Raw genomic sequence first — 6568 nt, forward strand, 5'->3', positions numbered from 1 at the left:
GGCGGCCCGCCTGCGGGTCGCGGCGCCGTACTGCGAGTTAGCGGCCGCCGCGCGGCCGGTTACGGGGGACACCGCACCGTCACGGCCAGCGCCCCACTGAGCTGCACAATCCACGGATAATGCAGGAGACGAATCATGATAGGAGGCTGAAGGGGAAATGAGCGGCAGCAGGGGAAGGGGTTGCCAAGCGGAGCGCGGAGGCCGCAGGCCGGAGGCGTCAGTGGCAGCTGCCCGCGTGAGCGGGGCGAGACGCGTAGCGGCTCGATGCGCAGCACAGCAGAACGGCCCCGGAGGGGTGACGTCCGGGGGTTCGCTTTTAAAGATTTTCGACCACATCAGTAAATCGTAGTGACACCATGAAGCAAAAGTATCGTGCAGACCAGAATCAACAACAGTAACAGCAGACCTTTTTTTCGACGTAATAAAACCGGCCCCAAAGCGCCCGCAAGAAGCACACTCAACACGATTTCCGTTATGCTAATCGTATTCATAATCTCTCACGTTTCCCTTTTTAGAACTCTGCCACACACGGATAAAACCTTATAACAAAGCAACAAAACCCGTTATTCAGACACGGTAATGCCTAGTTTTTTTGCCAGAATTTCAGATGACAAAGAAACCCTTATCGACTTCCCGGTTACAAGGTGAATGATTGTGGCTTCATGCCCTTCAACAGAGTGGGATATTAACTCACGCTGAATGATATGCGTCTCTCCATCATTTCCCGTCACGGCTATTAGGCTCTCTGTAGAACAGGGGTTGATACTACTAATGTTGGTGTTGTTTTCGGTTTTGTTCAGCATCGCTGATCCTCAAATATCGGTTTGTGTTACGTCTGCCGCTTTGCGCTGGATAAGCGACTTAAAGAAATCCGACGCCTTCAGAATATCGCTATCCTGGAAGTCGGGAAATGTCGCTTCTGTCAGCTCCTGCGCCGTACCTGCCCGTATAACGGTTTCATCGCGGATCATCGTTCGCTTAACGCCATCAGCCTGTTTTTTGCTGAAGGAGTGCCGGAAAATAATCGCGTATTGGCCGCCGCTATCCTGATGAACAGAAGTATCCCAGCGATGATTACCCTGTTTACGATAGTGGTGATAGATTTGCTGGCCGTAGCGCTCCTGATCGGAATTACGGTAATCGAACATTAACAGTTCCAAAAGCATTAACCGATCTGGCAATTGCCAGGCGGTAGGGTGTTGAAGTGTCGCTAACATAGTTTCCCCTGAGCGTGACAGTCACGATAAGGCGGGCTTTGCCCGCCTGGTTATCAGTTAATCAATGGCACGATAAATACGATTCTGGCTTTCGTTCTCCAGCGTATTAACGTACTCCCGCAACAGGTGATACCGGTTAGCCATCGTTTCGTTCAGTTCGGCTTTGCCTTCTTCATATGCCAGCCCGCAAAAGTAACTGTAGGCATACAGACAAACAATAATCCCTACTTCGCGCGCGCTGCATTCACCTTCAAAATAGTTAGGTAACGAGAGCCAAAGAGGTTGGGGCGCTTCCATAAAAAACGCGCCATTGCTGGCCTGAAGGTATTCCCAATACCCTCCCTGGTAGTCTTTAGCGTAACGATTCAGAAAGGACTGAATGAAGTGATCTGCGCTGAAGAAAGCGCCACGAAATGCCGCAGGCATGAAGTTCATGCGGGCGTTTTCAGAAATGTAGCGGGCGGTGATTTCGATAGTTTCCATGATACTTCCTCTTTAAGCCGATACCGGCGATGGTTAAGCGGCAGGCACATCACCTGCCACTTTTTAATTATCGTACAATGGGGCGTTAAAGTCAATACAAGTACGGATTATATTTACCTAATTTTATGCCCGTCAGAGCATGGAAGGCGACCTCGCCGGACTCCACCGGACACCGGGGGCAAATCGCCGGAAACTGCGGGACTGACCGGAGCGACAGGCCACCCCCCTCCCTGCTAGCCCGCCGCCACGCGGCCGGTTACAGGGGACACTGAGAAAGCAGAAAGCCAACAAACACTATATATAGCGTTCGTTGGCAGCTGAAGCAGCACTACATATAGTAGAGTACCTGTAAAACTTGCCAACCTGACCATAACAGCGATACTGTATAAGTAAACAGTGATTTGGAAGATCGCTATGAAGGTCGATATTTTTGAAAGCTCCGGCGCCAGCCGGGTACACAGCATCCCTTTTTATCTGCAAAGAATTTCTGCGGGGTTCCCCAGCCCGGCCCAGGGCTATGAAAAGCAGGAGTTAAACCTGCATGAGTATTGTGTTCGTCACCCTTCAGCAACTTACTTCCTGCGGGTTTCTGGCTCGTCAATGGAAGATGGCCGCATCCATGATGGTGACGTACTGGTTGTGGATCGCTCGCTGACGGCCAGCCACGGCTCAATCGTAGTCGCCTGCATCCATAATGAATTTACCGTGAAGCGGCTACTGCTGAGGCCCAGACCCTGCCTGATGCCGATGAACAAAGATTTTCCTGTGTACTACATTGACCCGGATAATGAGAGCGTTGAAATCTGGGGAGTGGTTACGCATTCCCTTATCGAGCATCCGGTATGTTTGCGCTGATTGATGTCAATGGCATGTACGCCAGCTGTGAGCAGGCATTTAGGCCAGATCTGGCAAACCGAGCAGTGGCCGTTTTATCCAACAATGACGGCAACATTGTGGCCCGTAATTACCTGGCGAAGAAAGCGGGCCTGAAAATGGGCGATCCGTACTTCAAAGTCAGACCCATAATCGAGCGTCATAACATCGCTATTTTTAGCTCTAATTACACTCTCTATGCCTCCATGTCGGCCCGGTTCGCGGCCGTAGTTGAGTCCCTTGCAAGCCACGTCGAACAGTATTCAATCGACGAGCTTTTTGTTGACTGCAAAGGGATAACGGCCGCCATGAGCCTTGACGCTTTCGGGCGCCAACTGCGCGAGGAAGTCAGGCGACACACAACGCTGGTATGCGGGGTCGGTATTGCCCGTACTAAGACGCTGGCGAAGCTGTGTAACCACGCTGCAAAAACATGGCCCGCTACTGGCGGGGTGGTTGCTCTGGACGATGGCGCCAGACTGAAGAAATTAATGAGCATCCTGCCGGTTGCGGAAGTCTGGGGCGTCGGCCATCGTACAGAGAAAGCACTCGCCACAATGGGGATCAAAACGGTGCTGGATTTAGCCAGGGCAGATACGCGCCTAATCCGTAAGACGTTTGGTGTTGTGCTTGAAAGAACGGTACGGGAGCTACGCGGCGAGGCTTGCTTCAGCCTGGAAGAAAACCCTCCGGCGAAGCAGCAGATTGTTGTATCGCGCTCATTCGGCCAACGCGTAGTAGCCCTGGCGGATATGCAGCAGGCGATCACCGGATTTGCAGCGCGCGCAGCTGAAAAACTGCGTAATGAGCGGCAATACTGCCGCGTCATAAGCGTCTTTATCCGCACCAGTCCTTATTCAGTGCGTGATACACAGTATGCCAATCAGGCAACCGAAAAACTGACGGTGGCAACCCAGGACAGCCGCACGATAATTCAGGCGGCACAAGCCGCGCTGGCGCGGATCTGGCGGGAAGATATTGCGTATGCAAAAGCAGGGATCATGCTGGCCGATTTCAGCGGAAAGGAGGCCCAGCTGGATTTATTCGACTCTGCTACGCCTTCAGCTGGCAGCGAGGCGTTAATGGCTGTTCTCGATGGCATAAACCGGCGTGGCAAGAGCCAGCTGTTTTTTGCAGGCCAGGGCATCGATAACTCCTTTGCCATGCGCCGTCAGATGTTGTCACCTGATTACACGACAGACTGGCGCTCGATACCAACAGCAACCATCAAATAATTACCGGCGCCGCACGCGGGCCGGTCAACCCCTCAACCGGCCGAAACGAGTTTCGGCGCGGTTTCGCGGTTTTCGGTAAAAGGCGTTTCATCTGTATAAAAGATCAGCTAAATTATGTGTATTGCACAATACATATATGTGAGGTTAACAGTGAATTTGCCTACGCCCGAAACCTACGATGAACTTCAGAGAGCCTACGATTTTTTTAATGAGAAGCTATTCAGCAACGAGCTGCCGCCATGCCTGATAACGTTGCAGCGTGAGAAGCGAACGTATGGCTATTGTTCCTTTAAGCGTTTCGTCGGCCGTGAGAGTGGGTACACGGTAGACGAGATCGCTATGAATCCGGTGTATTTCTCGATCAGAACCATAAAGGCCACGCTTTCAACACTGGTGCATGAGATGGTTCATCAGTGGCAATTCCATTTTGGCGAGCCTGGCCGCCGTGGCTATCACAACAAACAGTGGGCGGCCCGGATGGAACGGGTAGGACTAATGCCTTCTGATGCCGGCGAACCGGGAGGCAGGAAAGTGGGCCAGAGCATGACCCATTATATTATTGCCGGTGGCCCTTTCGATATGGCCTGTGATGAACTGCTGACAGGCCATTTCCGGCTTTCCTGGATGGACAGGTTTCCGCCTTACCAGCCTAAGCCTGGCGCTGTGCTAAGCCCTACAGGAAAAGGCTATATTGACGACGAGGAAGATGATAGCGAACACGAACAGGAGGTGGAGGAAGGGCGCGACCCGGTTGAACTCGACGACGAGATCATAGAGGCCATGCGATTTGTAACCCCGCCGCCTGAAGCGCCGGTGAACAAAACAAACCGGGAAAAGTACAGCTGCCCGGTGTGTCATATCAATCTCTGGGGTAAACCGGGGATAGTGGTTTACTGTGGTGGCGAGCACTGTAATAAAGCCGCGTTAGTAGTCTTAAAATAAAGTCCTTTCGGACTTTATTTTTTTTCCATTTCCGAGGTCGTGATGTTATTAATGCTGTACTTCGCGGCTTCTTTTAAAACAGTTTCAGCAAGGCTTGCTGGTATCCAGACCTGAACTAATTTTAATGGTTCGCCGTTCTCGGCTTTAAGAGTGGTGTTCTGGTACAAATCCCAGATTCGCTTAACGGTGCTGGAAATGTTTTGCTTGGAACGGCCTACTCGCGTGGCTACGTCTGATGATTTCTCACCTTTGACAAGCACGGAATAGCCAATATCTGTTGTGATGTGTGCAAAGGAAGCCATTTGCGGCAGCAGCTGTTTCCATTCTGTTTCTGAAATTCTGTTTTTCTGAGCCATCTGTGGCGCCTCCGTAGTTTTGGTTACAGAAAGGATATACTCAGAATAAACTGGGGTCAATACAAGTACGATTTTTATAAACTTTATTTTATTTGAGGGTGAGGCCCGGTGCGGCAGCAGCGCGGGCCTCGATGGTGCCGCGAAGGTGCTGGCGCCATGCTTGGATTAAAACATGAACCGTGAAGAACTGCGAAACTTGTTTTCGCGGTTCTGAGGGGTTGACCGAGCCGCGAAGCGGCGCTGGTAAGCGATGATATGCACATATCCACAGGCATATTTTTAAAAGGTATTTTATAGATTTTTTATCTTTTTAAAGTCTTTTAGAGCTATATAACTCATTGATTTAAAATCATAAATAAGTGTTATCTCTGGGAATCCGCCCACCTTGTTATGGGAATTGGCCCACCTATCTATGGGAAACACCCCACCTTACTATGGGAATTAGCCCACCTTGTTATGGGAATTGGCCCACCTTAGACGAAACTGTAAAAAATGTATTTACTTGTTTGAACTTTGTGGTAGTGTGGAGAGTAATTTTTAACCCACAAAGGCAAGGCTCATGGATAAGTTGCTGAACAAAAAGATAAAAGTTAAGCAGTCTAACGAGCTTACCGAAGCTGCTTACTACCTCTCGCTAAAAGCAAAGCGCGTTCTCTGGTTATGTCTTATGCAGACGTATTTCACAGCTTCAGTAAGCGAAGATGATGATGAGATGGCTGTACTCGGTGACTCTACTTTCAAAGTAAAGGTGGCTGACTATGAGCAAATTTTTCAGGTAAGCCGTAACCAGGCTATCAAGGATGTTAAAGAAGGCGTGTTTGAGTTAAGCCGTTCTGCGGTAATCTTTTACCCGAAAGAAGGAAGTTTTGACTGCGTCGCGCGCCCCTGGCTAACAGAGGCTGGCAGCCGATCAGCTCGTGGTATCTGGGAAATCGAATTTAACCATAAACTCCTGCGGTACATTTACGGCCTGACGAACCAGTTCACCACCTACTCGCTCCGCGATTGTGGCAGTCTTCGAAATCCACGGACGATCCGCCTTTATGAAAGTCTTGCTCAATTCAAATCTTCAGGCTTATGGGTTACTACTCATGCTTGGTTAAATGACCGTTTCCTTTTGCCGGAATCCCAACAGAAGAACTTGGCAGAGTTGAAACGATCTTTCCTTGATCCTGCACTCAAGCAGATAAATGAGAAAACACCTTTACTTGCTAAGTATAGTATTGATGATTCAGGAAAATTTCTGTTCTCAATAATTGATAAGCAAAATCCCGTCTGACATAAATCAGCACACATGAGCCTGTCATTTGACAAATTTTTGTCATGAAGATGGGCGAATTTCCACACAGCACCGGCGCCCGGCAAGGTGGGCGGATTCCCACACGGCACCGGCGCCCGGCAAGGTGGGCGGATTCCCACACGGCACCGGCGCCCGGCAAGGTGGGCGGATTCCCACACGGCT

The 6568-nt window shown here is 50.4% G+C and carries 8 protein-coding genes; 4 read left to right on the forward strand and 4 right to left on the reverse strand.

All coding sequences use genetic code 11. The features are described from left to right. Window positions 1–563: 563 nt before the first annotated feature. Genes NMC31_RS25580 through ardB form a run of 3 tightly spaced genes read right to left on the reverse strand, consistent with a single transcriptional unit; the run spans window position 564 to window position 1700 of the window. Window positions 564–803, reverse strand: a complete 240-nt coding sequence (locus tag NMC31_RS25580; protein ID WP_000932975.1) for a hypothetical protein — start codon at window positions 801–803, stop codon at window positions 564–566. Between the two features lie 9 nt (window positions 804–812). Beyond that, window positions 813–1217: an antirestriction protein ArdAB regulator ArdR gene (gene ardR, locus NMC31_RS25585; RefSeq protein ID WP_000881513.1), complete on the reverse strand. Its 405-nt coding sequence runs from the start codon at window positions 1215–1217 to the stop codon at window positions 813–815. A 57-nt stretch (window positions 1218–1274) separates the two neighbouring features. Continuing rightward, window positions 1275–1700 (reverse strand): antirestriction protein ArdB, encoded by a 426-nt coding sequence (gene ardB, locus NMC31_RS25590; protein WP_000447669.1) that lies wholly within the window; start codon window positions 1698–1700, stop codon window positions 1275–1277. 414 nt (window positions 1701–2114) lie between these two features. On the opposite strand from ardB, the gene mucA reads away from it, so the two are divergent. The 3 genes from mucA to NMC31_RS25605 all read left to right on the forward strand — a co-directional run bounded on the left by mucA (window position 2115) and on the right by NMC31_RS25605 (window position 4750). Further along, entirely contained in the window at window positions 2115–2555 is a 441-nt protein-coding gene (mucA, locus tag NMC31_RS25595) for a translesion error-prone DNA polymerase V autoproteolytic subunit MucA (protein WP_000861760.1), read from the forward strand. Then, window positions 2543–3808 (forward strand): translesion error-prone DNA polymerase V subunit MucB, encoded by a 1266-nt coding sequence (gene mucB / locus NMC31_RS25600; RefSeq protein WP_001749980.1) that lies wholly within the window; start codon window positions 2543–2545, stop codon window positions 3806–3808. The genes mucA and mucB overlap by 13 nt, the downstream gene beginning before the upstream one ends. 150 nt (window positions 3809–3958) lie before the next feature. After that, window positions 3959–4750, forward strand: coding sequence for a SprT-like domain-containing protein (locus NMC31_RS25605; RefSeq protein WP_253899380.1), 792 nt, complete (start codon window positions 3959–3961; stop codon window positions 4748–4750). 14 nt (window positions 4751–4764) lie between these two features. Here NMC31_RS25605 and ardK read toward each other — a convergent pair whose 3' ends face one another. Continuing rightward, window positions 4765–5106, reverse strand: coding sequence for an antirestriction protein ArdAB regulator ArdK (gene ardK, locus NMC31_RS25610; protein ID WP_000057569.1), 342 nt, complete (start codon window positions 5104–5106; stop codon window positions 4765–4767). A 559-nt stretch (window positions 5107–5665) separates the two neighbouring features. Between ardK and NMC31_RS25615 the strand changes: the two genes are divergently transcribed. Further along, window positions 5666–6385, forward strand: coding sequence for a replication initiation protein (locus tag NMC31_RS25615; protein ID WP_001749982.1), 720 nt, complete (start codon window positions 5666–5668; stop codon window positions 6383–6385). Window positions 6386–6568: the final 183 nt, after the last annotated feature.

It is taken from the genome of Pseudocitrobacter vendiensis, from assembly GCF_943590815.1.
GTDB classification, from domain to species: domain Bacteria; phylum Pseudomonadota; class Gammaproteobacteria; order Enterobacterales; family Enterobacteriaceae; genus Pseudocitrobacter; species Pseudocitrobacter vendiensis.